General features: G+C 70.1%; 29 protein-coding genes. 10 read left to right on the top strand and 19 right to left on the bottom strand.

Annotated elements, in window-relative coordinates:
- Positions 1-494 precede the first annotated feature (494 nt).
- Complete coding sequence (locus BLT59_RS01350) at positions 495-1811, top strand: putative HlyD family type I secretion protein (protein WP_091775412.1); 1317 nt, start codon at positions 495-497, stop codon at positions 1809-1811.
- On the top strand, positions 1808-3949 hold the full coding sequence (locus tag BLT59_RS01345) for a peptidase domain-containing ABC transporter (RefSeq protein ID WP_091775409.1): 2142 nt from the start codon (positions 1808-1810) through the stop codon (positions 3947-3949). The genes BLT59_RS01350 and BLT59_RS01345 overlap by 4 nt, the downstream gene beginning before the upstream one ends.
- Positions 3950-3959: 10 nt before the next feature.
- On the opposite strand, the gene BLT59_RS01340 is transcribed toward BLT59_RS01345, so the two are convergent.
- The 5 genes from BLT59_RS01340 to BLT59_RS01320 all read right to left on the bottom strand — a co-directional run bounded on the left by BLT59_RS01340 (position 3960) and on the right by BLT59_RS01320 (position 8723).
- Positions 3960-4919, bottom strand: a complete 960-nt coding sequence (locus BLT59_RS01340) for a helix-turn-helix domain-containing protein (protein WP_244513776.1) — start codon at positions 4917-4919, stop codon at positions 3960-3962.
- A 124-nt stretch (positions 4920-5043) separates the two neighbouring features.
- Positions 5044-6369: an MFS transporter gene (locus BLT59_RS01335; RefSeq protein WP_244513775.1), complete on the bottom strand. Its 1326-nt coding sequence runs from the start codon at positions 6367-6369 to the stop codon at positions 5044-5046.
- 374 nt (positions 6370-6743) lie between these two features.
- Positions 6744-7583, bottom strand: coding sequence for an alpha/beta fold hydrolase (locus BLT59_RS01330; protein WP_091775400.1), 840 nt, complete (start codon positions 7581-7583; stop codon positions 6744-6746).
- 252 nt (positions 7584-7835) lie between these two features.
- Positions 7836-8081 carry a hypothetical protein gene (locus tag BLT59_RS01325; RefSeq protein ID WP_091775397.1) on the bottom strand — a complete coding sequence of 82 codons (246 nt, stop codon included), beginning with the start codon at positions 8079-8081 and terminating at the stop codon, positions 7836-7838.
- A gap of 213 nt (positions 8082-8294) precedes the next feature.
- Positions 8295-8723 carry a Ros/MucR family transcriptional regulator gene (locus tag BLT59_RS01320; RefSeq protein WP_175543897.1) on the bottom strand — a complete coding sequence of 143 codons (429 nt, stop codon included), beginning with the start codon at positions 8721-8723 and terminating at the stop codon, positions 8295-8297.
- A 355-nt stretch (positions 8724-9078) separates the two neighbouring features.
- On the opposite strand from BLT59_RS01320, the gene BLT59_RS01315 reads away from it, so the two are divergent.
- From BLT59_RS01315 to BLT59_RS01300, 4 genes are all read left to right on the top strand, one after another.
- Positions 9079-9426 carry a hypothetical protein gene (locus BLT59_RS01315; protein WP_244513774.1) on the top strand — a complete coding sequence of 116 codons (348 nt, stop codon included), beginning with the start codon at positions 9079-9081 and terminating at the stop codon, positions 9424-9426.
- Positions 9427-9555: 129 nt separating this feature from the next.
- Positions 9556-9816, top strand: a complete 261-nt coding sequence (locus tag BLT59_RS01310) for a hypothetical protein (protein ID WP_091775391.1) — start codon at positions 9556-9558, stop codon at positions 9814-9816.
- Positions 9816-10229 (top strand): hypothetical protein, encoded by a 414-nt coding sequence (locus tag BLT59_RS01305; protein WP_091775389.1) that lies wholly within the window; start codon positions 9816-9818, stop codon positions 10227-10229. Before BLT59_RS01310 ends, BLT59_RS01305 begins: the two co-directional genes overlap by 1 nt.
- Before the next feature lie 86 nt (positions 10230-10315).
- The gene (locus BLT59_RS01300; protein ID WP_244513773.1) at positions 10316-10624 is read left to right on the top strand and encodes a hypothetical protein; all 309 of its coding nucleotides are present in this window, start codon (positions 10316-10318) and stop codon (positions 10622-10624) included.
- A gap of 27 nt (positions 10625-10651) precedes the next feature.
- Here BLT59_RS01300 and BLT59_RS01295 read toward each other — a convergent pair whose 3' ends face one another.
- The 6 genes from BLT59_RS01295 to BLT59_RS01265 all read right to left on the bottom strand — a co-directional run bounded on the left by BLT59_RS01295 (position 10652) and on the right by BLT59_RS01265 (position 16560).
- Entirely contained in the window at positions 10652-11104 is a 453-nt protein-coding gene (locus BLT59_RS01295) for a hypothetical protein (protein ID WP_091775384.1), read from the bottom strand.
- Positions 11105-11170: 66 nt separating this feature from the next.
- Entirely contained in the window at positions 11171-11740 is a 570-nt protein-coding gene (locus tag BLT59_RS01290) for a hypothetical protein (protein WP_091775381.1), read from the bottom strand.
- 740 nt (positions 11741-12480) lie between these two features.
- Complete coding sequence (locus tag BLT59_RS01280; protein ID WP_244513787.1) at positions 12481-13182, bottom strand: ABC transporter permease; 702 nt, start codon at positions 13180-13182, stop codon at positions 12481-12483.
- A 38-nt stretch (positions 13183-13220) separates the two neighbouring features.
- Positions 13221-14153 (bottom strand): ABC transporter ATP-binding protein, encoded by a 933-nt coding sequence (locus BLT59_RS01275; RefSeq protein WP_091775372.1) that lies wholly within the window; start codon positions 14151-14153, stop codon positions 13221-13223.
- Positions 14150-15340, bottom strand: coding sequence for an ABC transporter permease (locus tag BLT59_RS01270; protein WP_091775369.1), 1191 nt, complete (start codon positions 15338-15340; stop codon positions 14150-14152). The genes BLT59_RS01275 and BLT59_RS01270 overlap by 4 nt, the downstream gene beginning before the upstream one ends.
- 299 nt (positions 15341-15639) lie before the next feature.
- Complete coding sequence (locus tag BLT59_RS01265; RefSeq protein ID WP_091775364.1) at positions 15640-16560, bottom strand: glycine betaine ABC transporter substrate-binding protein OsmF; 921 nt, start codon at positions 16558-16560, stop codon at positions 15640-15642.
- Positions 16561-16937: 377 nt separating this feature from the next.
- Between BLT59_RS01265 and BLT59_RS01260 the strand changes: the two genes are divergently transcribed.
- A complete protein-coding gene (locus BLT59_RS01260; protein WP_091775360.1) occupies positions 16938-17153 on the top strand; it encodes a hypothetical protein in 216 nt (71 codons plus the stop codon).
- Between the two features lie 16 nt (positions 17154-17169).
- Here the strand turns inward: BLT59_RS01260 and BLT59_RS01255 are convergent, their stop codons facing one another.
- From BLT59_RS01255 to BLT59_RS01225, 7 genes are all read right to left on the bottom strand, one after another.
- Complete coding sequence (locus tag BLT59_RS01255; protein WP_091775768.1) at positions 17170-18645, bottom strand: protein adenylyltransferase SelO; 1476 nt, start codon at positions 18643-18645, stop codon at positions 17170-17172.
- A gap of 59 nt (positions 18646-18704) precedes the next feature.
- Positions 18705-19634, bottom strand: a complete 930-nt coding sequence (locus BLT59_RS01250) for an oxidoreductase (protein ID WP_091775354.1) — start codon at positions 19632-19634, stop codon at positions 18705-18707.
- A gap of 69 nt (positions 19635-19703) precedes the next feature.
- On the bottom strand, positions 19704-20759 hold the full coding sequence (locus BLT59_RS01245) for a phosphatase PAP2 family protein (protein ID WP_091775765.1): 1056 nt from the start codon (positions 20757-20759) through the stop codon (positions 19704-19706).
- Between the two features lie 96 nt (positions 20760-20855).
- Complete coding sequence (locus tag BLT59_RS01240) at positions 20856-21110, bottom strand: hypothetical protein (RefSeq protein ID WP_091775762.1); 255 nt, start codon at positions 21108-21110, stop codon at positions 20856-20858.
- Between the two features lie 173 nt (positions 21111-21283).
- Positions 21284-21814, bottom strand: a complete 531-nt coding sequence (locus tag BLT59_RS01235) for a Ros/MucR family transcriptional regulator (protein ID WP_091775347.1) — start codon at positions 21812-21814, stop codon at positions 21284-21286.
- A gap of 350 nt (positions 21815-22164) precedes the next feature.
- Positions 22165-22467 carry a hypothetical protein gene (locus BLT59_RS01230; protein ID WP_091775340.1) on the bottom strand — a complete coding sequence of 101 codons (303 nt, stop codon included), beginning with the start codon at positions 22465-22467 and terminating at the stop codon, positions 22165-22167.
- 192 nt (positions 22468-22659) lie between these two features.
- Positions 22660-23115: a hypothetical protein gene (locus tag BLT59_RS01225; protein ID WP_244513772.1), complete on the bottom strand. Its 456-nt coding sequence runs from the start codon at positions 23113-23115 to the stop codon at positions 22660-22662.
- A 96-nt stretch (positions 23116-23211) separates the two neighbouring features.
- On the opposite strand from BLT59_RS01225, the gene BLT59_RS01220 reads away from it, so the two are divergent.
- Together BLT59_RS01220 and BLT59_RS01215 are read left to right on the top strand one after the other, a co-directional pair.
- Entirely contained in the window at positions 23212-23970 is a 759-nt protein-coding gene (locus tag BLT59_RS01220; protein WP_091775335.1) for a CDP-diacylglycerol diphosphatase, read from the top strand.
- A 76-nt stretch (positions 23971-24046) separates the two neighbouring features.
- A complete protein-coding gene (locus BLT59_RS01215; protein ID WP_091775330.1) occupies positions 24047-24382 on the top strand; it encodes a hypothetical protein in 336 nt (111 codons plus the stop codon).
- Between the two features lie 32 nt (positions 24383-24414).
- Here BLT59_RS01215 and BLT59_RS31070 read toward each other — a convergent pair whose 3' ends face one another.
- On the bottom strand, positions 24415-24582 hold the full coding sequence (locus tag BLT59_RS31070; RefSeq protein WP_175543895.1) for a hypothetical protein: 168 nt from the start codon (positions 24580-24582) through the stop codon (positions 24415-24417).
- Positions 24583-25025: 443 nt separating this feature from the next.
- On the opposite strand from BLT59_RS31070, the gene BLT59_RS01210 reads away from it, so the two are divergent.
- On the top strand, positions 25026-25271 hold the full coding sequence (locus tag BLT59_RS01210) for a hypothetical protein (RefSeq protein WP_175543894.1): 246 nt from the start codon (positions 25026-25028) through the stop codon (positions 25269-25271).
- Positions 25272-25274: the final 3 nt, after the last annotated feature.

Here is a 25274-nt window from a genome sequence, read left to right as displayed (position 1 = left end):
ACCGTAGCGTCGAGGTGCCTTGGACGTCGGCACCTGCCTTTAGGATTACAAAGATATGCTTCATGTCAATCGGCCTTGAGCCGCCGATATGGATCGAGACCTCTCCAAATAGACCATTGGGCAAAAACTGACGGGACTTGCCTTCCCGGCGCCGCGCCCCATGCGTTGCCGTTCGATCCGCCCTCGGCGCTGGGGAAGCGGGCGTTTCAGCAACGCCCCGCAACGGCCGTCTTCGCGGCGCGGCATGAAACGGTGCAAAAATTGACCTGATTTTGCGCTGCGGAAGAAGTCGAGCGAGGTTGTGATGTAAACCATTGAAAAAGATGATTTTTTCCCGAATTCGCGACGTTATGACGCAGGCAGGATTATTCAATATTCCACATCTTTGACGGTGTTGACACAGAACTCGTGTGATGCGAGCGAGTAAGGTAGAGAACGCGCGGCGCATTGTTCTCGAATGTGCGTGTTCCTTGCAGAAAGGTTGCTACTGCCGGGTGCCAAGTCCGCTCTTTCGACTTGAGGTGATCGAGGCGCGGCGCAATGCGTGGCTGGGCGAGGCGCAGATCATCCAGCCCCTGCCGATCCGCATCGTGGCCTTGGCCTGCATGATCATGGTGGTGGCCGTCGGCCTCTATGCCTGGCAGGGCACCTACACGCGCCGCATCCACGCCGTCGGCCTGCTCGCACCCGATATCGGGCTGATTAGCCTCGCCAGCCCTGTGGCGGGGCGCGTGGGCTCGACCGGCGTCCGCGAGGGCGACAAGGTCGCCCGCGGGCAGCTCCTGTACACGATCGACCTCGACGCCGTGTCGGCGAGCGGCCCCACGCAGGAGCGCGTGATCGCCGAGCTGGAGCGGCAGCGCCAGAGCGTGGAGCGGCAGCGGACCGCCCGGGCCGATCTCGCCGGCACGGAGCGGCGGGCCCTGCGCGAGCAGGTGGCGAATCTGAGCGAGCAGTCGGCCCAGCTCGCCAAGCAGATCGAGCTGCAGGACAAGCTGGTTCCGCCGCTCCGGGCGCGGGTCGAGGAGCTCGCCGACGCCGTGGCGCGCGGCTACGCCCGCGCCGCCGACTTCCAGAGCCAGAACTACCTCTACATGCAGGCGAGCGCGCAGCTCGCCCAGTTCCAGCAGAGCCGCCTCCAGATCGACGGCAAGCTCGCCGACACGAGATCCCAGCTCGCCGCCTACGACGACCGGCTGGCCCGCGACCTCGCCGACCTCGACCGGACCGCCGCCCAGCTGGCGCAGCAGAAGGCCGAGAGCGAGGCGCGCCGCGCCATCGAGGTCCGGGCGCCGGAGGCCGGGACCCTGACGTCGATCCGCGCGCAGGTCGGCCAGACCGTGGCGGCCGGGGCGACGCTGCTGACCCTGCTGCCGAGCGCCGGGCGCCTCCAGGCCAACCTGTTCGTGGATTCGTCGGCCATCGGCTTCGCCGAGGCCGGCGCGCCGGTGATGCTGCGCTACGCCGCCTTCCCGTTCCAGCGCTTCGGCCTGCACCGCGGCGTCGTCACCGAGGTCACGCGGGCGCCGCTGGGAAGCGACGACGCGCCCGATTTCGCGCGGCGCGCGGCCGCCCGGGGCGAGGGGACCGACCTCTACCGCATCGTGGTCCGGCCCGATTCCGACACCGTGCTGGCCTACGGCGAGCGGCGCAGCCTCGAGGCGGGCATGCGGGTCGAGGCCGACATCGCCCTGGAGAAGCGGTCGCTCTACCGCTGGCTGCTCGATCCCGTGGCGCATGTCCGGGAGAGCCTCGCCCTCGTCACGCGCGGCGGCCTCGACGCCCTGCCGGTCCGGAAGGCCGCGCCGTGACGGCGCCGTCCCGCGCCGCCCGGCTGGATTTCGGGCTCCGCCGCCGGGTGCCGGTCGTCCTCCAGGCCGAGGCCGCCGAGTGCGGCATGGCCTGCCTCGCCATGGTCCTGGCCTATCACGGGCGCCAGATCGACCTCGCGACGCTGCGGCGGCGCCATCCCTTGTCCCTCAAGGGCATGACCCTGCGCAACCTGATCGACCTGTGCGGCGCGCAGGGCCTGACGGCCCGCGCCCTGCGGGTCGAGCTCACGGATCTGCCCCGGCTCCGGCTGCCCTGCATCCTGCACTGGGGCCTCAACCACTTCGTGGTGCTGACCCGGGTCGAGCGCGGCGGCCTCGTCATCAACGATCCGGGCCGCGGCCGGCGCCGGGTCAGCCTGGCGGAGGCGTCGCGGGAATTCACCGGGGTCGCCCTGGAGGCGGTGCCCAACCCGGGCTTCCGGCGCGAGCGGGCCGCCCCGGGCCTGCGGCTGCGCGACCTGTTCCGCAACATGGCCGGCATCCGCGCCGCCCTGGCCCAGGTCCTGGCCCTGTCGCTGGGGATCGAGCTCGTCGCCCTCCTGATGCCCATCGCCTCGCAGGTCGTGATCGACGAGGTGATCGTGAATGCCGACCACGACCTGCTCCTCGTGGTGGCGATCGGCCTCGCGCTGCTGCTGCTGCTCCAGCTCGGCCTCAGCATCGCCCGCACCTGGGCGATCATGCTGGCCGGGACCCGGCTGAACTACCAGTGGTCGGCCGGCCTGTTCGATCACCTGTCGCGGCTGCCCCTCGACTATTTCGAGAAGCGCCACGTCGGCGACGTGATCTCGCGGTTCGGCTCCCTGGCCACCATCCAGAAGGGCCTGACGACCGACCTCGTCCAGGCCATGCTCGACGGGCTCATGGCGGTCGGCATGCTGGCCATGCTGACGGTCTACGGCGGCTGGCTGGTTGCCGTGGTCCTGGCCTCGACGGCGCTCAACGCGATCCTGCGGGTCTTCGCCTACGGCGCCTACCGGGAGGGCAGCGAGGAGGCCCTCGTGGCCGAGGCCCGCCAGCAGACGCACTTCATCGAGACGGTCCGCGGCATGGCGAGCGTCAAGCTCCTCGACCTGCGCGAGCGGCGCGGCAACGCCTGGATGAACCACTTCGTCACGGCCCTGAACGCCCGGCTGCGGCTGCAGCGCCTCGACCTCGTGTTCGGCCGCGCGAACGAGTTCCTGTTCGGCCTCGACCGCCTGATCCTGCTGGTCTTGGGCGCCCGCGCTGTTATCGGCGGCTCCCTGTCGCTCGGCATGCTGGTGGCGTTCCTCGCCTATCGCGACCAGTTCGCCGCGCGGGTCGGCAGCCTGATCGACGCGTGGTTCAAGCTGCGCATGCTCGACGTGCAGACCGACCGGCTGGCCGACATCGTGCAGTGCGAGCCCGAGGAGCAGGATCTCGCCGCCGCTCAGGCCGCCGTGCCGCCGGCCGTCGCCCTGAAGGCCGGGGCGCTTGCCGGCAAGGGACTAGCTTTGCGCTACGGGGCGGACGAGCCTTGGATCTTCCGCCGGGTCTCGCTGTCGGTCCGGGCCGGCGCCTGTTTCGCGATCGCCGGCCCCTCGGGATGCGGCAAGACCTCGCTCATGAAGGTGATGATGGGGCTGACGCCCCCCAGTGAGGGGATCGTCACCGCCGACGGCCAGGACATCCGCGTTGCCGCCGGGTCCTACCGGCGCCGGATCGCCGGCGTGATGCAGAGCGACGGCCTGTTCGCCGGCTCAATCGCCGAGAACATCGCGGCCTTCGACGAGCATCCGGATGCGGGCTGGATCGCCGAATGCGCCGCCCGGGCGGCGATTCTGGACGACATCCGCCGCATGCCGATGGGCTTCGAGAGCCTCGTCGGCGACATGGGCTCAACCCTGTCGGGTGGGCAGAAGCAGCGCATCGTGCTGGCGCGCGCGCTCTATCGGCGACCCGAGATCCTGTTCCTCGATGAGGCCACGAGCCACCTCGACGAGGCCACCGAGGCGGTGATCGCCGGCGCCCTGCGGGACCTGCGCATGACGCGGGTCATCGTGGCCCATCGCCCGGCGACGATCGCGCATGCGGACGCGGTGTTCGATTTCCCCGCCTCTGTCCGGGGCGCGGCGGATCTGGCCGCCGCGGGCTGACTCGGTTCGCCTAGGGAAGGGCGAGCCGGAGGTCACCCGGCGCCAGGCCGAAGCGCTTGCGGAACCCGCGATTGAAGGTCGGCACGTCGGTGAACCCGCACGCATAGGCGATCGTGGCGATCCGCATCTTGTCGTCGCGGGCGGCCTGGAGCCGCCTGCGGGCCAGGTCGAGGCGCGCGTCCCGGATCGCCGCCGCGATGCCGCCGGTCTCCGCGAAGGCGCGGTACAGGCTGGTGCGCGACAGACCCAGTGCCACCTGGATGTCGCGCGGGTTCAGGTCGGGATCGTGCATCCGGCGCGCGATATGGGCGCGGGCGAGCGAGACGACGGCCGCCTGCGAGACCTCCTCGGGCTTCGTGCGCTGGGCCGCGCCGTCGACGAGGCGGCCGAGGAGATGGAGCACGCCCTCGATGGCCGCCTGCGCCTCGTCCTCGGACATCCAGGCGATCGAGTTGGCCAGGCTGCGCAGCCGGAACCGGACCTCCGCCCCGGCCGGGTGCGGGGTGAGGCTGCGGCCCACGAACGCGTCGGCGTCGCCGACCCAGGCTTCGAACAACTCGCGCGGTACGGCGAGGCGGATCTCATCGTAGGCGCTCTGGGTGCCGGCCACGAAGGGCCGGTTCCGCGACAGGAAGCTGATGTCGCCAGGGGTCAGCTGGGCCCCGCGGCCGTTCTGCTCCTGGTAGCCGATACCGTCGAGCGCGAGGCCGATCACCACGATCCCGCGGGCGTTCCGGTCGACGTGGCGGGAGCGGAACTCCACCTCGACCGGGCTGCTCACCGTGTGGGTCAGCGACCAACCGGTTGAGGCCACGGTCAGGCGCTTGGCCGAGAACCGCTCCCGCGGATGCTGCCGGTCGATATCGCCGAACGCCGCCAGTGCCGTGCAGCGCCAGAACTCGAAAGACCGCTTGGGCTCGATATGGTTCGTCGTCTCGACGAGGCTCGGGACAAGCACCGGGCTAGACACGTGTGACGCTCCCGTCCCGTCCGGCGGCGCCCTCCCGCCGACTGCACAAGTCTATCCTGTGAATCTTGCCGGATTGGCAATCGATGCCCTGCCGACCCGGCAAGGTGGGACGGCCCCGCAAGACTTATGCAACGGCTTGGCCTGACAGGCCGCGCGGACCCGCGACCAGCAGGGTCGCACTCGCGCCCAGAACGACCGTGATCACGGCGAACATCGCATGCGGTCCGTAGGCCGTGAGGATCGGCAGGAGGATGATCGGCGCCAGCGCCGCGACGATCCGGCCGCCGGCCCAGGCGCAGGTCATGGCCGAAGCCCGCAGCGGTGTCGGGAGCAGTTCCGTCGCATAGACGGCAAGGATGCTGCCGTAGGTCGCCGCCGCCGTGTTGAAAGCGATGCCGACCAGGACCAGCGTCAGGAACGTGCCGCTCGCCGCGAAGCCGGTACCCAGGGCGGCCATCGCTGCCGCCAGACCCGTCAGGCAGGCGCGCCGCTCGAGCCGGTCGATCACCAGCGCGGTCAGCAGAGTGCCCAGCGGCGGACCGAGCATCGACAGCGCGGCGAAGGCGAGGGATTGCTCGACCTTGAAGCCCTTCTCCACCATGACGACGGCGCTGAGCAGCGGGAAAGCGATCGTCGCCAGGGGTGCGAGCGTGTAGAGCCCGACGAACAGGCCGGTCCGTCGCAATTCGTGCGTCCCGGTGAACAGGGCGCGAAAGCCCGCCGCCCCGGGTGCTGCCGGCGTGGCGGCCGGTCCGGCTGGTGTCGAGACCGGCAGCCGGCCGGCGGCGCGCTCGAACAGGCGGCAGGCGCTGTCGGCCTCGATGGAGCGCCCGATTGAGGCGAGCCACCGCGGCGAGTCCGGCAACCGCGCGAACAGGAAGCCGCCGAGCGCCGCCAGGGCGCCTCCGAGGATCAGCGCCCAGCGCCACGGCTCAATCCCGAGCGGCACGCCCGGTGAGAGCGCCTGAACCAGGAGGATGACCGCCAGGCCGCCGAGAAGCCCGATCCCGGCACAGATCAGCAGCGTCGCGCCGCGGTGACGCGCCGGCATCACCTCGGCGAGGTAGGTTGCGACCAGGGGCGGAAACCCACCGATCGCGAAACCCGAGATCGTGCGGGCCACGGTCAGCGCGGTGAGTCCCTGGCTCGCGGCAGCCGCCAGCGATCCGGCGGCCATCAGTGCCAGGGAGGCCTGAAGCGCGCGCCTGCGGCCGAGGCGATCACCCAGCATCCCGAAGAATGGGGCGCCCACGGCCCCGCCGGCGAAGACGGAGGCGAGAAGCAGCGAGAGGCTGCCGCGCGCCATGTTGTGGGGTGGGGCGAGGAAGATCGCCGCCAACGCGTTGCTCAGGGCGACTTCGGCGATGTCGGTGAACAGGCCCAGCGTGCAGACCGCGAGCGCCGCCGCGTGAAGCCGCGTGATCGGCAGGGCGTCGAGCCGTTGCGTCACGGCCGCGACCGACCCTCCCGTATGCACGGCGGCATCGGGGGGCCTCGCGGCCTGAATTCGGGCATCGATCACGCGTGTGTCCTCTCCGATCCGGAGCATGCGCGCAGCCGGTGACGCACCGCCTTAGCGGTGCGCCCGGCATCGGGGAACGTGATGGCGCTCACAAATCCACCATGCGCGCGGTCGTCGCGGCTCGGAGGAGCCGGCCCGGCGCGGGCGGATAGGACGCCATCTGCAATTTGAGCTGGTCGACCGGCGGTGGCCGCCTGTCCGCGTGTCCATCGCTGAGCCATCGCGCGACGCGCTGCGTGCCACCTCTCGATGTGAGTGTTCGGGATCGCGACCGTCACGTTAGGCAGGTGCGTTCGCGGAAATCACTGTCCATCCAGGAAAGCGAGTAGCGCCGCGTTGAAGAGTGCCGGATCTTGGAGGAAGGCGAAGTGGCTGACATTCGGCAGGATCAGGAGACCCGGCCCGGGGATCGTGGCGGCGAGATATTCGGTATGCGCGCGCTTGATACCCTCGTCGTGGTCGCCGTCCGCGATCAGGACCGGCGTGCGGATCCGCTTCAGATCGGCTTCGGTCCAGTGCGGCTGCCCGCTCCACATCCGGCCGACCGCGTCGACGAAGGCGCCATAGTCCTTCGGAGTCGGCGAGAGGGCCTCGTACTCCTTGCCGGCCCGATCGATGAAGGCGGCGAAGGTCGGGTTCTTCTCCACACCCTCGATCAGGCCCGAAGGATCGGCATTGGCGCCAAACGCGAACACTTTGCCGACGCGGTCGGGGTGGCGCATCGCCATGTCGAGACCCAGGATCGCGCCGTCGCTCCACCCGACGACGTCGGCGCGTGGGATCCTCAACATGTCGAGCAGACCGACCACGTCGTCGGTCATCAGGTCGTAGCCGAACGGCTGATCATCCCGCGTGCTGCGGCCGTGCCCACGGCTGTCCACGAGGATGACCGTGTGGTGGCTGGCGAGCGCCTCGGCCTGGTGACCCCAGTAATCGGAGTTCGACAAGCCGCCATGCAGCATGACGATCGGCGGGCCACTGCCAATTCTGGCATAATACAGCCGGATGCCATTGACCGCTGCATAGCCCGCGGTCTCGCCGACGAGCGGCGCGGGAGTCGGCGGCAATTCCTGCCAGCGCGGTTTGGCCCAGGCCGGAGCACAGCACAGCAGGAGCGAGAGGGCGATCACACGTCGAAGCATCGAGCGCCTGTCCGTGAGGTTCGGAACCGGGCTGTCGGATAGGGACGGGACATCTCGAACCGTAATCGCCGCGCTACGCGGTCGACTCGCACGCCTCGATCTGCTCGCCTCCTGTGACAGGACGATTTCAAAAATGCTCGGGGCCAGCAGGGCCGCGGGACGTCTGCTTTGCCGCGCTCACCCAAACGCGGATCGGACGCTCGCCGTCCGTCGCGGGGGCACGAATGGGCATCGCGCGTCGAATCCGGCTCTCTAGAAGCGTGGGTTCGTGCGGCGTGACCGGTCCGGCGGCGATGCGGGAGCGGCTAGGGCGGGCCAATGGCCGACCACGTCCCCGTTCCGGTAGGCCTCCCGGATGTTGTGGCGCGCGGCCCGCCCCGCCGTCCCGCCAGGCTGCGTCACGGCCGAGTCGCCCGACGGGGCCAGGACGGTCTGCGCGGCGGCTGGTCCAGCGCCGAGAAGGACGGCGATCGCGGCGCAGCCCGACAGACCCTTCATGCCCGCATTCCTCCTCATCGATCTCGCCGCCCCAAGGTGCGGACCCCGGTTCGCCCTTCCGCACCGGCCGCCGGGATCCGAAGGCCCGGACCGACAGTCGCCGGCGCGCGTCACCCGTCAGGCATATAGGCATATCTACGCTCGTGCGGGCGATCGGTTCACCAAGGCGGCGGTCGTCGGCGGCGCTCGGCGGAACGGACGGGCTTCCGTCGGTCAGGCGGCCCTTCGGCCGAGCCGGATCGCCTTGGCGATCGTTGAGCGGCGCTCGGCATAGCCGGGCGCGGTCATCGGGTAATCATCGGGCAGCCCGTAGCGCGCGCGGTAGAGTTCGGGCGTGAGCCCATGCGCCCGGAGGTGCCGCTTCATGGTCTTGTAGGATCGGCCGTCGATGAAGCTGACGATGCCATCCTGGCGGACGGACCCGCGGATCTGTGCGGGCGAGGGCTGTTCGGGGCGCGCCTCTACGGCCTCCGGTCGGTCGGCGAGTGCAAACAGCGCTCCGTGCACGGTCGCCAGAAGCGGCGGCACACTGGTGTGCGGGATCGCGTTGTACGACAGATAGGCGGTTACGACTCGCACCGCGACCTCGCTGAGCGTCGGTTCGCGACTGTCCTGGTCCGTGCGCAATTCGATCGATCCCATCTTCGATCCTCGCGAAACCTTCCGTTCATCATGCTTACTCGGACATTATCGGGTGTCAATGATCCATGATGTATCCGGCAAGTGACTTGATTTGAATAAAAAATTCTTTGCTTGAATATGCGATGGCGTTCGGTCGCGAATGAGCCGGCACTCATGTCTGAGATTTCAAGGGGAGTGGTCTGGCGCTTTTGCTTCGCCAGTCTTCGTGATCCAATGCCGTCTTACCGGATTGCGAAGTCTCTCCATGACCGCCACACGCCGCCTGACCGTGTCGAGGCCGAGAGTGCAGAGCTTTTCCGCCCTCACGGCCACGCACCGCGCGGTGCCTGCGGCAGGCCGAGGGTGCGTGTTGCTGGTGGCACTCTTCGGAATGCTGCTCGCAGCGCCCTGTGCGCACGGGCAGGAGGTGGATGATCCGTCGGAAGCCGAGATGCGGGCCCGGGTCGCGGCGGCGTTCCCGGATGCGGGTCTGGTGCGGTTCCGCAAGGTCCGGCCGATCACCGCAGGGGCGGAGCCCATGGTGGCGTTCTGCGGCCAGGTCAGCGCTGGAAATCCGGCGCAGGGACGGGCGGTTTTCCAGCTGTTCCTCTACGATCGAACCGCCACGGCCGAGACCGTCCGCATCCTCGGCGCCGAGTCCCTCAACGGCTATCGTGTCGGCCGGAAGCTGATCGGCGCACTGCGGCGCGTCGGTTGCCTCTGAGGCCGACGGCCGGGGTGCTCCGTCTCATGCGTGACAGAAATGTGGCAGAAGCTTGACTATTGTGGCGCAATGAGATTATAACTTGACCGTGGCGTTGCAGTTACACCCCCGAGACCTTTGGAGGTTCGGATGTGCGCGCGGAAGACGTTCTACATTTTCGTCGAGGCCTCCGATGGAGCGCAGTTCTGCGCCGTCCGGCAGGATCAGCCGATCCCGTCGGTGATCGACGGTGTGCGCTGGAAGTATGTGAGTTGCATCGACACCGCGCGGGACAAGCCGTACGGGTTCGACGCGGATGCGGCGCATGCGGCAATGCGGCAGCAGGGCGTCTACTTCTACCGGCGCGAGCTGATGTTCCGAAGGGCCGATTTCCTGCTCGAAGCCGCCTGATGGCGGGCCGCTTCGGCAAAGGTCTGGCCGGCGTGCTCGTCCTTCTTGGCGGTCTCGGCCTCGTGCCTGGCGTCGCCGAGGCACAGATGCCGACACGGATCGGCACCTGCGTGTCGACCACGATCACGCGGATCGGAACCCGCTTCAGCGATACGCTCGTGAAGCCGAAGGGCGACGGGACAGGCGATGGGACGAGCGTCGATCTGAAGAACGGCGTCTACGGCATCTCTTATGCCTATATCGAGCCCATCGGGCGGTCGCGGGTCGGAGACCGGGTCCTGACCTGCCTCGTCGCCTTGCCGACCGGCTGCCCCAAGGGCGACGATCGCGGCAAGATGTACACCACGACCAACCTGCGCACGCTGGATTCTTGGACGCTGCCCGACTCGCAGCATATGTGCGGCGGGGCCTGATTCCGCGACGGTGAACCCACCGTGGGGATGACCGCGTTTCCTCAGCGAGGGCGTGAATCGGGCCCTTGCGATCAAGAGGATGATCCGTGTCGGTCAGGAACGGTCTTGCCGCCCTCATGCTGGCGGCCGCGGGTGCGGCGCCGACCCCCGCCGGGGCCTGGGGCGTTCCCGGATGCACCAACCTCCCCGAATACAACCGCGCCCTGGGTGCCCTGCAGGGCATGACGAGCGCCTGCGACATGAGCGTCGAGGAGGCCCGGCGGGTCGTGGCGGCCCATGACGGCGTCGCGCCCGGCCCGGCGGTCGCCGCGGAGCCGCAGGCGGCACCGCGGATCGCGCCGCGCCACCGCCGAGTGCGAACGCACCGGGGCGCGCGCCCGCGGCATCACCGCTGAACCGGCTGTCCGCCGGGTGACCTGCGCTCAGGTCTCGTTCCGCGCCGTGTCTGGAGGATCGGCGCGCGTGCGCGCCCAGTCCCGGTCGCGCTCCGCCTGCCGGGCGCGCTGCTCCGCCGCGTAGACGTCCTGGTCGGCGCGCTCCCGCTTCCGGCGGCGGTCGGCGGCGGCTGCCGACCGCTTCCGCCACGCTTCCGTCTCGGCCTTCTGACGGAGCAGTTCCTCGACCGTGATAGGCGTCACCGGCGCCTTGGGTTGCGCCCAAGGATAGGTCCGCCGGGGCGGAGGCGGACGCGTCGCCCGGGGCTCGGACGCCTGCCCACTCCGCCGGACGATCTCGGCCGCCTCGGCGAGGGTGAGTCCGGCGCCCCGGGCGATGCGCTCGGCGGCAGCCCAAGCGGCCGCGCGCTCGCCCGCCGTGCCGCCCTGGGCGGCGAGGGTGAGGCATTTCTCGAACCGGTCTCGGTCGGCGGGCGTCATGGGCGGCGTCTTACCGCCAACTCGGCCCGCCTGTCCCGCCGCGGCGCGCCAACCCGTCCGCGCCCGTCAATCCGGCTTCGCGCTGGCCACCGTGTTGGTGAAGCTGTAGCTGCCGAGCTTCTCGCCGACGACCTGGACGGCACCCTCCGTGAGGGAGTTCAACCGTCGGGAGCGGATCTTCATGGTCCCGGACAGGCCCGCGAACTTGCCGGTGCCGCCGATCCACTCGCCCGTCCCCTCGTTGACCGCGCCCAGAGGCTGAACCGGATAGTCCCACTTCTCGAAGACGTGGTCGCCGTCGGCGTCGACGTAGTCGCAATAGCCGTGATTCTCGAGGGTCTTGGCGGTATTGTCGATGAGCGGGGCGGAAGTGCAGCGTCCGGCCATGTTGTGCAGGAGCCGGCCACCCGATTCGTTGACGGCGGTCATCATGTTGATGCTCGCCGAGGCCGTGCGGTTCTCGCCGATCACCACAGGCTTCTGTGCGGAGATACTGGTCGACGTATAGGTGATCCTGAAATCACCCTGCCGCGGCATGTCCTCGGCGCGGGCCGTGATCGCGCCGAGGAGAAGCAGGCCGAGTGCGGTGGCGGATGGACTCGTGAGGGATGCTGCGCGGATGGCCCTTGGTGTCATGGCGACCTCCCAGTCCGACGCATTCGAGACCGGTCGGCTTCGATCGTTCTGTCGGACGACAGCCTACCGAATCATGAGCGTCCGTGTAATACTGTTCTCGGCCGGATGAATATTCAATATGGATCGAACGCAACGAGATTTTTTGGTCGGAATCGTCTGACGGAGTGGTGGGCGAGTCGGTGATCTGCAGGGTCTGGCCGGGAGGCTGGTCTTCAGTGGCCGGAGCCGTCGCGCCGTTCAGGACGAGGAGGCGTTCGGGTCCCGCTACGGCCGGGCGCGCCCGTTTCCGCTCGGTCCGACCGCCGGCAGGCCGCTCACGTCCGGCAAGCCGCCGAGCACAACGAGTATGCGTCCCAGCAGCGCCCGCGAGTGGCGCGCGCCGCTCCCGATGGCTGTGGGGTCCGGACGGCCTGGATGGGCCTCGTAGGCCGCGCGCAACCGGGCAAGCTGCCGTCTGCGCGTATCGGGATCGCTGGAGCCCATGGTCCATCCTCCCAACGGGCTCTGGCTCGCGGTGCGCCCCCGCGAACGAGCCTTCGACCATCCCGAGTCGGGGAGTTGGAAAACCGTGTCTGAACGGTCCCTACGACCTTTAGCGCCGGAACGCCTGGACATGCGTCGCAGGCTCCCCGACCGTATGGCCAAGGATGCGGGTGCCGTTCTGGTCGGCACCAACCATCAGACAGGGGGTTCCACGCCCCAGGGTCGCGCGTACGGCCCCGCGGGCTTTCTAGCCGCTTCTAGGAACCGAATCCAGCCCGGCGTGTCGCGCCGCGCTCGAGATAGCGGAAGCCGGCATCGATCAGGAGCGCCAGCGCCGACACCACGAGGCCGCCCTGCAGCACGTAGGCGGTGTTGCCGGTGAGGAGGCCGGAGACGATGACCTCGCCGAGGGTGCTGGCCGCCACCGTCGAGCCGATCGTCGCCGTCGCGAGGCCGATGACCGCAGCGAGGCGGATCCCTGACAGGATCATCGGCAGCGCCAGGGGTAGCTCGACGCGGAGGAGCCGCTGCCAGTCGGTCATGCCCATGCCGCGCGCGGCCTCCATCACCGCCGGATCGAGCCCGTCGAGTCCGGTGAGTGCGGTCTCGAAGATCGGCAGCAGCCCGTAGAGCACGAGCGCGATGAGGGTGGGGACGGCGCCGAACCCGAAGATCGGCACTGCCAGGGCCAGGACCGCCACGGGCGGGAAGGTCTGGCCGACGCGGGCCACCGACCGGGCGAACGGCAGCACGTCGCGCCCGGCCGGCCGCGTCGCTGCGACGGCGAGGCCGAGGGCGATCACGGCGGCCGTCAGGGTTGCGACGGCGACCAGCAAGAGGTGATTGACGGCGAGTGTCAGCAGCGGCGTCTGCGCGTAGATCGGCGGCGTGTCGCCGGGGGTGAGCGGGCGGAACAGTGGCGCGAAGCGGCCCGGCGTGATCAGGAACGTGCCGAGCAGGGCGAGGAGCGCGGCCCAGGCGCAACGCGAGGCCCGGCTCACGGCCGGCCGCCCTGGGCCTCGAGGGCCGACCGCGTGACCCGTCCCAGGACCACGCCGTCGCGGCTGACCGGGAGGGCAGGGCGCCGGGACCATAGGCTTTCCGCCAGGGCTACGCGCACCGAGGTCCCGGTCGGGATGGGCAGGCCCGGTGCCGGCCCGGGCTCGACGAGATCGTCCACGACGCGCAGGCTCATGAGCTGGAAGGCCCGGTCGCCGCTGCCGAGGAGGGCGCCCACGAAGGCGGTGGCGGGCGCGCCGAGAAGGTCCGCCGGCGCGGCCTCCTGGACCAGACGTCCGCCATCCATCACGGCGATCCGGTGGCCCAGGTGCAGGGCCTCGTTCATGTCGTGGGTCACCAGCACGATCGTGGTTCCGTATCGCTTCTGGATCGCCAGCAGATCCTCCTGCGCCCGGCTGCGGATGATCGGATCGAGGGCGCCGAAGGGCTCGTCCATCAGCAGAATCGGCGGCTCGGCTGCGAGCGCCCGGGCGACGCCAATCCGCTGCTGCTCGCCCCCCGAGAGCGCCGCCGGCAGGCGGTCCCGGTAGATCGCCGGATCGAGGTTGAACAGGCCGAGGAGTTCATCGACCCGGGCGGCGATCCGCCCGCGCGCCCAGCCGATGAGGTTCGGCACCACCGCGATGTTCTCCGCGACCGTGCGGTGGGGGAACAGCCCGTGTCCCTGGATAGCGTAGCCGATCCCGCGCCGCAGGCGATGTGGGGGCACCTCCCGGATGTCCCGGCCCGCAATCCGGATCGTGCCGGCGCTCGGCTCGATCAGGCGGTTGATCATCCGCAACAGGGTCGTCTTGCCCGATCCCGAGGTGCCGACCACCGTCAGGATCGTCCCGGCCTCGACCCGCAGGGTGACGCCCGCCACGACCGCGCGCCCGTCGAAGACGCGGCTCACCTCGGCGAGATCGATCATGGAATCCGCTCCGCCGCGTGGCCGCGGCTCAGGTCGATGACCGCGTCGAGCAGCACGGCGGCGCCGGTCGCCATGGCGACGGTCGGCAGCGCGCCGAGCAGGACGAGATCGCCCGCATTCTGGCTGATGCCCTGAAAGACGAACACGCCGAGGCCGCCGCCGCCCACGAGCCCCGCGATCACCGCGAGCCCGATATTCTGGACGAGGACGATCCGGATTCCCGTCAGGATCGCCGGGAGGGCGAGGGGCAGCTCCACCTGGAACAGCCGCTGCCGCGCGGTCATGCCGACGCCCCGGGCGGCGTCGCGCACCCGCCAGGGCACGGCGTCGAGGCCGGTGACGGTCGCTGCGGCCACGGGCAGGAGCGCATAGGCCAGAAGCGCCACGAAGGCTGGTGCGGCGCCGATCCCCGCGATGCCGAGGGCGGCCGCGCCCGGAATCTCCCGGCCGATCCAGGCGAGCGGCGCGATCAGCATCCCGAACAGCGCCATGGACGGGATGGTCTGCACGACGTTGAGGGTGGCGAGCAGGCCGGTCCGCAGCGGCGGGACCGGGCGGCCCAGGATGGCCGCCGGGATGCCCAGAGCGGCGGCGGCCGCCACCGAGGCCAGGGCAAGTCCCGCATGGGTCCGCAACTCCCGGCCGAACGTGTCGGAGCGGCTGGCATATTCCCGCAGGACCGAGAGGTTGTTCCAGAACCCGGCTCGCAGGGCGAGCCCCGTCACCGTCGTTAACGACGCCAGCAGAGCGATCCGCAGGACCGGTCCCGGCCGCAGCCGCGCCAGCCCGTCGCCGACGGCGAGGGCCGCCGTCACGAAGGCCAACCACCAGCCCGCATCCGGCGAGACCCGGCCGTAGCGGTCGCCCGGCGCGGTCAAATGGTCGGCCGCCCAGCCGGCCGCGAGGCCGAGCAGAAGCAGCGTTGCGGCGGCGGCGACGAGGCGCAGGAGCGGTGCCGCTCGCAGGGCCAGGAGCGGCAGGGCGACGGCGACGATGCCCCCGAGGAGAAGCGCCTCGCCGAGCGGAAGCGCCGACCAAGCGGTGAGCCCGGAGCCGGCCGCGATCCTGTTCGGTCGGGTCGTCATCAGCGGCAGGATGAGCAGGCTCAGTGCCAGCAGGACAGCGAAGGCCGAGCCCAGCGGATCGACGCCGGGGCGGAACAGCCCGGTCGTGGAACGTTCCCCCATCCTCAAGCTCTGACGGTGCCCGGCGGCGCTAGTTCAAGTCTGGTCTGCACGGGGGCCCATTTCATGCGACTGGTGACCGGCTCCGCGACGCGTCCCTGCGGCCCGCCGACCATCCTTGCCGACGGAGCGTCGGCTTGTCGACGCAGGATCCTTCGGAAGGCCGTTGAGGATTCTGCACCGTCTCTTCGCGCGGCGAGCAGCAATCCCGTGGGCACCATCGCGTCCGATGTCGCGCGGCCCTGGGTCGCTTACGCTCCGCTCGCAAAGACGCGGGTCGCCGTGCTGTCTGTGCGGGCTGCTCAACGCACGAACCCGTTCTGCCGGAGGAAATCCGCCGCGACGGCGGAGGCGGGCTCGCCGCCGATCTGGACGCGGCCGTTGAGATCCCGCAGCGTGGCGAGATCGAGCCTGCGGAAGACCGGATCTAGGGCCCTGGCGATCTCGGGGTGGGCTTTCAGGACAGCCCCGCGGACCACAGGTGCCGGCTGGTAGACCGGCTGCACGCCCTTGTCGTCATCCATCATCACGAGGCGCGCGGCCGCGAGGCCGCCATCGGTGCCGAACACCATGGCGGCGTTCGTTCCAGAGGTGCCCCTTGCCGCAGCGGCGATCGTGGCAGCCGTGTCGCCGCCGGCCAGGATGACGAGTTGCTCGGGCTTGAGCGCGAAGCCGTAGGTCCTGCCGAAGGCCGGCAGCGCGGCCGCGGCAGTCACGAATTCCGACGACGCGGCGAGCTTGATCGCACCGCCGCCCGCTACGTAGCGGCCGAAATCGCTCATGGTCTTCAGGCCCGCCGCCTGCGCGATGTTCTGGCGCAACGCGATGGCCCAGGTGTTATTGGCCGAGGCCGGGGTCAGCCAAGCGATGTCGTTGGCGGCCAAGTCCAAGTCCCGGGCCGTCCGGTAGGCCGCCTCCGGGTCCTTCCAGACAGGGAGATCCGTCTTCCCGAAGAAGAACGCCGCGTTACCGGTGTATTCGGGATAGATGTCGATCTGACCCTCGATCAGGGCCTGACGCAGGATCGCGGTGGCGCCGAGCTGGATCTTGTCGACTGTCGGTAGGCCTCTGGCCTTCAGGACCTGCAGGATGATGTTCCCGAGCACCCCGCCCTCCGTATCGATCTTGGAGGCGACGACGATCCCAGCCGCCTGCGCATCGGGGAAGGCGATGAGCAGCGCGATGGCCGGCGCGGCGAGCCATGCGAGGATCCGATTCAGCATCGTCTCAAGGTTCCCCCATTCGTGCGCCGGCCGGTTTCGGCAGGCGCCTGCGCCGCGACATGTAGGGTCGGCCCGGGCAAATCCCGTTGAGTCCGGGCGACATTCCGGTGGCCACGGTCGCGGCGCGGTTCGACGGCGCACGGGGCGGACGTTTCCAATCGCTGCCTCGGCGCCGTTCCTGCGCGCGGCCCCGGGGAGCTGTCCGCCGCACTCGTCATGCCCGGGAAGGCACATCGAACGAAGGCCCGAATCGGAGCCGTATCAAATGAACGCAATCCCGTTAATATTGCTTAACCTTTACATGATCCTGCTGCGAACAATCATAGCCCTCAAGAGATATTCTTGATTAGATTGTTCTGGTCGAAAGGAGGGGAGATATGTCGTATTCGATACTGGTTCGCGATCTCGCCCGCGCGAATGCAGGCACGCAGCAACTTCTGGCCTACGACATTCATGACCGGTCGGCGGCGGAAACTCTCGTTTCCGTGATCGCTACGTCGTACCGGGATCACGGTTTCAATCCCGCCACCCGCGTCCACTGGTTTCGCCATCAGGGGGGCGTGCGCGAGATCTTCACCTGGCCGCGCCATTGACCGGCGGCGCACCGCCTCACGTGCCGCAGAAGGTGCGGTAGCCGACGCCGCCGCCCTCGGGCGCCGCGGCGAAGGCGGCGTGGTCCGGCTGGTCCGCATAGGGGCGAGACAGAACCGCCAGGAGCGTCTCGAACGGCGCGAAATCCGCCCGCTCCACGGCCGCCTCGATCATCGCCTCGACCCGGTGGTTGCGCGGAATGAAGGCCGGATTGGTCCGGCGCATCGCGTCGGCGGTCTCGGCCGGGTCACGCGCCTCCTGCGCCAGCCGGCCGCGCCATTCAACCGCCCAGGCATCGTAAGCCGTGGGATCGACGAAAAGGTCGCGCACGACCGCGTCGGCCTCCGGGCGCTCCGCGGCGGCGCAGAGATTGCGGAACGTCAGGGTGAAGTCGGCCTGGTTCTCGGCCATGCGCTTGAGGAGGTCGCCCGCCAGGGCGGGGTCGCCTTCCCGGGTCTCGGCGAGGCCGAGCTTGCGGGCCAAGCCGCCGTGATAGGCGGCCTCGAAGCGCGGCGCGTAGAGAGCCAGCGCCGCCTCGGCCTCAGCGACCGAGGCGGTCTCGTCGTCGGCGAGCAGCGGCAGCAGGGTCTCGGCGAGCCGGGTCAGGTTCCAGAGCGCGATGCGCGCCTGCTGGCCATAGGCGTAGCGGCCGTTCCGATCGATCGAGCTATAGACTGTCCGGGGATCATAGGCGTCGAGGAAGGCGCAGGGCCCGTAATCGATCGTCTCGCCGGCGACCGACATGTTGTCGGTGTTCATCACCCCGTGGACGAAGCCGACATGCAGCCAGCGGGCGACGAGGTCGGCTTGGGCGACGACGACGCCCTCCAGCAGCGCCCAGTAGGGGCTCGCGGCCGTAGCGGCCTCGGGATAGTGCCGGGCCACGACGTGGTCGGCGAGGGCGCGCAGGCCCTCGACGTCGCCGCGCGCTGCGAAGAACTGGAACGTTCCGACTCGGATATGGCTTGCGGCCACGCGGGTAAGGACCGCGCCGGGCAGGAGCGTCTCGCGCACCACCGGCTCGCCGGTGGTGACGGCGGCGAGCGCCCGGGTGGTCGGGATGCCGAGCGCCGCCATGGCCTCGCTGACGAGATATTCGCGCAGTACCGGGCCGAGCGCCGCCCGCCCGTCGCCCCGCCGGGAGAATGGGGTCGGGCCCGCCCCCTTGAGCTGGATGTCGCGGCGATGCCCATCGCGGTCGACCACTTCGCCGAGGAGGACCGCCCGGCCGTCGCCGAGCTGCGGCACGAACTGGCCGAACTGATGCCCGGCATAGGCTGCCGCAATCGGATCGGCGCCCTCCGGGACGGCGTTCCCCGCGAGCGCGGCGACGCCGTCCGGGCCGGCGAGCCAGTCCGGATCGAGACCGAGTTCCTCGGCGAGCGCGCGGTTCAGCCGGACCAAGCGCGGCGCCGCCACGGGCGTGGGGGGCCGACGCGCGTAGAAGCGCTCTGGCAGGCGGGTATAGCTGTTGTCGAAGGGGAGTGCCGTCATCATCAGGATCTATGGAGGGCGGGAGCGGGGGGCAAGCGCCGCCCTCCGGATGAGCGGGATCAGACGGTGCAGTCGAGTCCGGTGAGCGTCTCGGACAGGGACCAGAGCCGCTGAGCGGCGGCGGAATCGCGGGCCTGGGCGGCGATGTCGGCCCGGGTCGGATAGCCGTGCAGCTCCCAGATCCCATCGGGCCCGTAATAGGCGCCGCCCTCGGCCTCCGGCGCCGTGGCGGCGAAGAGCAGCGGCAGCGCGCCCCGCGCCGCGGGCTGGCCGATCACCGTGAAGATCAGGTGCCCGGCGAGTCGCTGGACCGGACCGGCCCGGTCGCCGCGGCGGAACACATCCGTCCGCGCCGCTCCGGGATGGACCGGGACCGCACGGATCGGCGAGCCCGCCGCCTTCAGGCGCCGGTCGAGTTCGAGCCCGAACATCAGCATCGCGAGCTTCGACTGCCGGTAGGCCTTCTGCGGCCCGTAGCCCTGCTGGAGCTGGAGATCGTCGAAGTGAATCCGTCCTCGCCGATGCGCGAGGCTCGCCACCGGCACGATCCGGGAGGTCGCCTGCGCGGGTATGAGGGGCAGGAGCAGCCCGGTAAGCGCGAAATGGCCGAGATAGTTGGTGCCGAGCTGGCGCTCGAATCCGTCCACCGTCTCCTCGCGCCTCGGAACGGAGGCAATGCCGGCATTGAGCAGGAGGATGTCGACCGGCCGCTGATCCGCCCGGCACGCCGCGCCGAAGGCGCGCACGGAGGCGAGGCTGCCGGTATCGAGATGGCGGAAGTCCAGCCGCGCGCCCGGATGACGGCGCCGGATCGACGCCATGGCGCGCTGCGCCTTCTCTACGTCGCGGGCGGCGAGGATCACCGCGGCGCCCGCCCCGGCGAGGGCGAGGGCGGCCTCGAAGCCGAGCCCGCTGGTCGCGCCGGTGACGATCGCCCGCCGTCCGGTCTGGCTCGGCATGTCGCGGATCGTCCACCGGGTCCGGGTCATCGTCGCTCACATCTCCGCTCCTCGGCTAATCCGCCGGGCGCGGGGTTGTTCGCTGCGGAGCCGCCGCGCTCAGGCGTCGGCGGGGCTGATCGTCTCGATCGCCCGCGCTGCCGGATCCCGACGAGTCGAGGCGCCGGCCGGCGCGCGCCGCACAGCTCTGTCCCGGCAGGCGAGGGCGGCGAGGGCCAGCAGCCCGCCCGCCAGCACATCCGACAGGTAATGGCCCCCCGATCCGACCGTCGCGACGATCACCGCCAGGTTGAGCAGGGCGGCGAGGAGGCCGAGGAGCGGCACCGGTGCGAGCGCCCAGGCCGTCAGGATCGCCAGGCAGACGTGGAAGGATGGGAAGGTCGCGAGTCCGCGCAGGTCGCCGAGCGCCAGCGTGTGCAGGGTACCGGCCCGCAGCCGCGCCACCGGCTCCAGGTGCCAGAGCGCGCCCACCGTCTCAAGCGGCTCGGACGGGACGAGGTGCGGCGCATAATGGGCGTAGGGTCCGAGCGCCGGCAGCAGCGCCGCGAGGGCGACCACACAGAGCAGCGTCGCAGCGAACAGTCGGATGAAGGTCCAGAGCCGACCGAGCCGGCGGGTCGCGCTCAGCGCGATCACCACGAGCCCGACCTGCGGCCCGCTGGAGTGGTAAGCGAGCGCCAGCCACCACGACAGGGTCGGATGCCGGGCCAGGAAAGCCACGTGGGCCGTCCAGTCGAAGCCGAGGGCAGTCTCGATGCGGGCCAAAATGCCGTCGATGAAGGGCAGTCCAAGCCCGGCGGCCAGGAAGTGCAGGACCGCCACCGGCACCGTGAAGGCGATCAGGAATGCGCTCGCCAGGGCCATGCCGCGCAGGGGCGGATCCGATTTCACCGTGCTCAGGCAGGAGGCCGCGATCAGCAGGACAAGAACGGCCCCGCCGGCGAGGCTGAAGCCCAAGGGCTCGGCCGCCACCCCGGCCACCCCCATCCAGATCGCATCGACCACGCTGATCGCCAGGGCGAGAACCCATAGCCCGGGATCCGGCGCGGCGATCCCGGTGCTGTGCCGGCGCAGGAGACGGTACCAGGGGTGGGCGGAGCTTCGATCGGGGCGGGCGGGCTCGCGGCGGGCGTGAACGACCCGGTCTTGACGCATGATCCGGCTCACCTCGCCCGTCACGGCCAATGCTTGGCCGCGACAGGGATACGCCGCCCAGCTGGAAAAGTTCTCGGCCTGGGGATGCGGCGGGGGTTAACGGCCCGTCGGCGAGGCAGTCCCGGTGGCCGGGGGCTTGCCGGTACCGACCTCGCCCTCCGTCGGGGGCACGGCGGACGGATGGGTGACCGCGTCGGTCGCAGTCTTGCCCGGATCCTTCGTGTCGGCTGCCGGCTTCGGCGCAGTCTCGGCGCGCGGCTCCGGTCCGGGCCGGTCCTGCGCCCAGGCCGCGGCTGGCAGGGCGGCCATGGTCGCGGCGGCGAAGAGAAGGGTGGGGATCGATCGGCTCAAGCTTGGCTCCGTCGCGCTCGGTCGGGCGTTCAGCGGGGCCAACGGCCGGCCGCAGGCGTCGTTCCGACGCGCGGCGGCCCGGAGGTGACGGGCGGATGCAGCCAGCGCGGCGCGCCCGATCCCGTCATCCCAGCTCCGTGCCCGGTGATCGGGCGCCGGAGCGCGGCCGGCGCTCACGCCTCCGCGGTGGCCTTCCGGGACTTGCGGCCCTTGCTCGACTTCGTGCCGCTCGCCTCCGGAGGCGTGACGGCGTCCGAGGCTTCGCTCCGCTTCGTGGCAGGGCCCCGGCGCTTGTGGCCCAGGCCTGCATTGCGAGCGAATTCGGCCCGCATTGCCGAGTAGTTGGACGCGGTCGTCGGGTAGTCCGGCGGCAGCCCGTAGCGCTGCCGGTATTGCTCGATCGTCATGCCGTTGCCGGTGAGATGACGCTTCAGCGTCTTGTACGGCTTGCCGTCGATGAAGCTGATCAGGGCGTCGGGCGTGACCGACTTCTTGATCTGCGCCGGTGTCGCCTTCTTGAACTCCGGCTCGGCCGAGGCCGTCGTCTGGCCAAGACCGGCCAGCGCAGCATGAACGCCGGACAGGAGCGACGGGAGGTCGGGAACCGGAACCGAGTTGTTGGCCACATAAGCCGAAACAATGTCGGCGGTCAGCTCAACGAAATCGATCGGGTCCTGGTGCGGTGCAGGATTGCTATCTTCCATGGGCGCCTCTCACGTGTGAGTGATCCATGAACGTGGATTCGCTTCTCGACAGTCAAGTCCTTATCTGCATGAAGATATCCCATAATGCCTGTTATCTACCGGATGCATCGACGAATACCAACATAGATCAGTGGCGCTTTTGGCGCTGGATACTTTCAGACACGATGGTTGCGCGCGCCGCCGTATCGGCTGGCCCGCCATCGCGCGGGACGGAGCCGTACGGGCGGCTTTAGAAAGCGTTAATCCTGCCGTGGTACCTGGCAGGGTCGCTCCGGTTTCGGGGGCAAGAAGCCGAACGACAGGCGGGCCGAGCCATGCCCCTCCAAGCTCGGCCCGCGCCCTCTGGGCGCTCAGGCGCTGGCCGCACTCTCGATCGGCACCGCGACCGCGCCGCGCGTTCCCGGCGGGACGACGGCCTGCAGCACCCGCGCCGGCCCGGACGCGTAATCGGCGCGATAGCTGCGCTCAAGGCTCATCAGCGTCCGCATCGGCGCCTCGGCCAGGTCGAGGAGGCGGGCGTCGCGCCAGCGGAGCTTGGTGAGACCGGCCCGGCTGAACCACCGCGGCCTTTCCTCTTCGACAAGCAGGACCAGCTTGCCCGTCCACGTCTTGCGAAACCAGAACCGTCCCGTGAGCTTGGCCGCGCCGAACATGCCGCACCTCGCGTGAGAGCCCCGTGAGGCAACGCGGGTCAAGCTCGGCGGTTTCCGCCGGAAGCTGGTTGCTACGCGCCGAAAAGGTGTCGCATCCATGCACGGACTACAGGCGCGCGAGTGGCCACCGTCGCGACGCCCTACGTTTCGCCCCTATCCTCTCGCGACGTCAGCGAACCGGTCCGGCGGGACTCATCCGCAGGTCCGGTCGCCCAGATCACGGCCATTGCGGGTCCCGCTGGCCAAGGGACTGCTAGCCAACGCATCGCTGGCCAACAGGCCGCTGCCGAATCGGCGGTCGGCCAGGATCGCGAGCGGGCGGCCCGCCACGGCGCCGACAAGGCCGGCGCCCGCCTTTACGAGGAAGTCGTCGAATCGGCCATGGCGGGATCCGGTGAGGGTCTGGCCTGCTTCCAGACCGCCGGCCAGCACCACGCTGCCGGCCAGGATCCAGAGCCAGTGCCGCGGGTAGGCCACTGTCATGAGCAGCCCGGCCGCTGCGTAGGCCGCGATGCGCTCGATGCTGGGATTGGCCGTGACCACGGGGCGGAGGCCGATCGGCACCAGCGTGACCACGGCGATCAGCGCCACCAGGATCCAGGCCGCGACCCGTATCAGGCCCCGCCACCGCACGTTCGATCTCAGCATCGCGGAAACGTAACCTCACATCGACGGCGGCCGCGTACAATGATGGCGCGGCGCCGCCCGTATCATAACGACGGCCGGAGACCGGAACATCTCATCATGCGTGGTATTCTGGTCGTCGCCACCCTCTTCGCCTTCACGGCGATCCCCGCCGCCATCGCGGCCAACCCGGTGCGGGACGTGCTCTGGGTGGCGCTGCAGGGCTGCGTGCTCGCCAAGAAGGCGGCGGGCCGGAGCTTTCCCTGTCTGGCCGTCGACCTCGGCGACGGCGCGCGCCCGGGAACGGCGGTGCTGCGCGCGCCGGGACACCCCACCCACACGGTGGTGATGCCTACCGACAGCGTCTCGGGCATCGAGGCCCCCGCGCTTCAGGGCCCGCGGGGAGCCGCCTACTGGCGCGCGGCACTGGCGGCCCGACACTACGTGTCGGATGCGTTGCAGAACCGGCTGCCGGTATCGGCGGTGGGCCTGGAGGTGAATTCCGCAGACGGCCGCAGCCAGGACCAGTTGCACATCCACCTCGACTGCATGCGCCGGAGCGTTATGGCGGCCCTGAAGGTCCATGGCGGCGCGGTCGGCGAGGCCTGGTCCCCGTTCCCGGTGCCGCTGGAGGAGGTGCCCTACATCGCCCTGCGGGTTCCGGCCGACGCCGTGGCGGACTTCAACCCGTTCGCGGCCCTGGCCCACGTGCCGGGCTGGCAGGGTCATCTGCACGATGCGACCTTCGCGGCGGTGGAGGCCGTGCCCGAAGATCCGCGGGGCGGGATGATCCTCCTGGCCTATCGGGAGCCGGAGGCCAGCGCCGAGTACCTCATGGATCACAGCTGCCGGATGGCGAAGGCCGACCGGCCCGGATGAGCGGCCGCACCAGGCGGCGGCCACTGTTGCCGCTACGTTCTATCCGAGGCGCAGGCGAATCGGGCATAGAACGGCCATGCGCATGCCGGTGCTCAGCTTGTCCGCGATGTTCCTTCTGGCCACCGATCCTGCGGCCGCGGGTTCGGCCGCAGGCGTTCCTGATCCTGCCGAGCTGGAGCGCGCTTGGCATCGCTGCCTGCGGGAGGCCAGGGTACATCAGCCGACGGGCCAGAGCCGCGCCGGCGATGAGCGCAACGCCCTCGACGAGTGCAAGCCCCGAGAGGACGCCCTGGTGGCGGCCCTGATGGCCGGCGCTCGCCCGGCGGATGCGCGCACCGGCACGGTCTGGTCGCGGACCTGGGCCGCGTTCGTGGAACCGGTCGCCGCCTGGTTCGGCGCGCTCCGTCGCTGAGCGGGTAGCGGTTCGCTCGTTCGGGCGGGACCTCAGGCTCCACCGATACCGGTCGTCACCTTGCCGGTGCCCTTGCATTCGGGACAACTCGCGTCAGCGACCTTGCCGGTGCCGCCGCAGGTTCGGCACAGATTCTCGCCGGTCCCCGGCGTGCCGGGCGGGGCCTCGTCCCCAGGTTTGCGCGGATCCGTCTCGGCCATCGTCTACCCTCTCCGGACGCCTGGTTCTGCCGGGCAAACCGGGCGCGACCGACGCTGTTCCGGGCCACGTTCGTCGCGGCAAGCTTTGGGCGTGACAGGGAGCCGGTTTCATCGCTCGGTGCCCGGGATCCGCTTCGATCCGTGCCTCTGCGGAGCGACGTCGCGGCCGCGTCCGACCACCCCGGTGTCGCGCAGCGGAGTCCGGAATTCAGCCCCGCCGCGCCCCGGGTCTCCGGGTCTCTTCCGACAGAGGTTCTGGCTTGCCCGCCTCCGGCGTGATCCTTCGGGTCTAGGCTCACCTTGGGCGCCCCGGACAGGCGTTTCGGAACGGTGGGCGCGCCCCATCGACGCGTGGGTGCGTTCTCAACCGCGACCTGCAGAGCCGCGGCGTCGCACCGCGTCTACCTGGCCGAACCGCGGCGCGCGCGCACCGTTTGGCGTCCATGAGCGATCAGACCCCCAAGCCGCATCCGGATCCCGTCACCGAGGCGCGTCGCCGCGAGATGGCGACGGAGCATCTTCTGTTCGGGACGATGCAATTCCTGGCGCGGCGCCATCCAGAACTGCTGGACGAGCTTGAAGGCAGCCTCGCCCACCTGTGGGACACGGTTGAGGGCGAGGCGCGGGACGATGAGGCCGTGCGGACCATCGCCCGGCGCATGATCAAGGGGCTGCGGGCCGAACGATGATCG

It is taken from the genome of Methylobacterium sp. UNC378MF (genome assembly GCF_900103195.1).
In the GTDB taxonomy this organism is placed as follows: domain Bacteria; phylum Pseudomonadota; class Alphaproteobacteria; order Rhizobiales; family Beijerinckiaceae; genus Methylobacterium.
Note: the sequence above shows the minus strand (reverse complement) of the source record. Positions and strands in the feature narration are given on the sequence as shown.

Bases quoted from the DNA above. Each gene is read 5' to 3' on its own strand.
- BLT59_RS01210 (WP_175543894.1), top strand. From the start codon at position 25,026: ATGAGCGATCAGACCCCCAAGCCGCATCCGGATCCCGTCACCGAGGCG.
- BLT59_RS01295 (WP_091775384.1), bottom strand. From the start codon at position 11,104: ATGACGCCCGCCGACCGAGACCGGTTCGAGAAATGCCTCACCCTCGCC.
- BLT59_RS31070 (WP_175543895.1), bottom strand. From the start codon at position 24,582: ATGGCCGAGACGGATCCGCGCAAACCTGGGGACGAGGCCCCGCCCGGC.
- BLT59_RS01330 (WP_091775400.1), bottom strand. From the start codon at position 7,583: ATGCTTCGACGTGTGATCGCCCTCTCGCTCCTGCTGTGCTGTGCTCCG.
- BLT59_RS01245 (WP_091775765.1), bottom strand. From the start codon at position 20,759: ATGCGTCAAGACCGGGTCGTTCACGCCCGCCGCGAGCCCGCCCGCCCC.
- BLT59_RS01275 (WP_091775372.1), bottom strand. From the start codon at position 14,153: ATGATCGATCTCGCCGAGGTGAGCCGCGTCTTCGACGGGCGCGCGGTC.
- BLT59_RS01225 (WP_244513772.1), bottom strand. From the start codon at position 23,115: ATGCTGAGATCGAACGTGCGGTGGCGGGGCCTGATACGGGTCGCGGCC.
- BLT59_RS01270 (WP_091775369.1), bottom strand. From the start codon at position 15,340: ATGGGGGAACGTTCCACGACCGGGCTGTTCCGCCCCGGCGTCGATCCG.
- BLT59_RS01250 (WP_091775354.1), bottom strand. From the start codon at position 19,634: ATGACCCGGACCCGGTGGACGATCCGCGACATGCCGAGCCAGACCGGA.
- BLT59_RS01290 (WP_091775381.1), bottom strand. From the start codon at position 11,740: ATGACACCAAGGGCCATCCGCGCAGCATCCCTCACGAGTCCATCCGCC.
- BLT59_RS01215 (WP_091775330.1), top strand. From the start codon at position 24,047: ATGCGCATGCCGGTGCTCAGCTTGTCCGCGATGTTCCTTCTGGCCACC.
- BLT59_RS01325 (WP_091775397.1), bottom strand. From the start codon at position 8,081: ATGAAGGGTCTGTCGGGCTGCGCCGCGATCGCCGTCCTTCTCGGCGCT.
- BLT59_RS01230 (WP_091775340.1), bottom strand. From the start codon at position 22,467: ATGTTCGGCGCGGCCAAGCTCACGGGACGGTTCTGGTTTCGCAAGACG.
- BLT59_RS01235 (WP_091775347.1), bottom strand. From the start codon at position 21,814: ATGGAAGATAGCAATCCTGCACCGCACCAGGACCCGATCGATTTCGTT.
- BLT59_RS01310 (WP_091775391.1), top strand. From the start codon at position 9,556: ATGTGCGCGCGGAAGACGTTCTACATTTTCGTCGAGGCCTCCGATGGA.
- BLT59_RS01220 (WP_091775335.1), top strand. From the start codon at position 23,212: ATGCGTGGTATTCTGGTCGTCGCCACCCTCTTCGCCTTCACGGCGATC.
- BLT59_RS01320 (WP_175543897.1), bottom strand. From the start codon at position 8,723: ATGGGATCGATCGAATTGCGCACGGACCAGGACAGTCGCGAACCGACG.
- BLT59_RS01305 (WP_091775389.1), top strand. From the start codon at position 9,816: ATGGCGGGCCGCTTCGGCAAAGGTCTGGCCGGCGTGCTCGTCCTTCTT.
- BLT59_RS01260 (WP_091775360.1), top strand. From the start codon at position 16,938: ATGTCGTATTCGATACTGGTTCGCGATCTCGCCCGCGCGAATGCAGGC.
- BLT59_RS01255 (WP_091775768.1), bottom strand. From the start codon at position 18,645: ATGACGGCACTCCCCTTCGACAACAGCTATACCCGCCTGCCAGAGCGC.
- BLT59_RS01265 (WP_091775364.1), bottom strand. From the start codon at position 16,560: ATGCTGAATCGGATCCTCGCATGGCTCGCCGCGCCGGCCATCGCGCTG.